At 54.9% G+C, this 483-nt stretch carries 2 protein-coding genes; both read left to right on the forward strand.

Translation table 11 applies throughout. From position 1 onward, the window contains the following. The first annotated feature begins 60 nt into the window (after nucleotides 1-60). Entirely contained in the window at nucleotides 61-246 is a 186-nt protein-coding gene (locus ACTHUR_RS19530; RefSeq protein WP_070680744.1) for a polyribonucleotide nucleotidyltransferase, read from the forward strand. After that, a partial coding sequence (locus ACTHUR_RS19535) for a primase-helicase zinc-binding domain-containing protein (protein ID WP_440400446.1) occupies nucleotides 243-483 on the forward strand: 241 nt, incomplete at its 3' end. The genes ACTHUR_RS19530 and ACTHUR_RS19535, both read left to right, overlap by 4 nt.

Here is a 483-nt window from a genome sequence, read left to right on the forward strand (position 1 = left end):
ATGGGAGACCGACCCGATGGCGGGGGTAGTTTTAGAACCTGTAACAGAGGAGGCGCGGCAATGAAGACCATCACGGAGAAGCTGGCAAACCAGCTAAACAGCAAAGAGAAGGCAATCGCAGCGGTGGACGTTTTGACCGCCGTCTTGCTGATTGTGAACGACGGAGCAAGCCGAAAAGCCGCGATTAATACCGTAGCAGCCATAGCGCGTGAAGCGATGGACAGATATGGGGAGGCAGAACAATGAAGCCGACCTATCAAGACATCAAAGCCGCCGCGCAATACCGCTGGCAGGAAATTCACGCCGCCATAGGCATAGACCCGCGATACCTGAAAAACAAACACCAGCCTTGCCCCGCGTGTGGGGGCAAAGACCGTTTCAGATACGACGACAAGGACGGTAACGGCACATTCATTTGCAGCCATTACCACAACGGCGCGGGCGACGGTTTCAGCTTGGCAATGCACTATCTGAATTGCGGTT

This window comes from Neisseria sp. P0021.S007, from assembly GCF_051956855.1.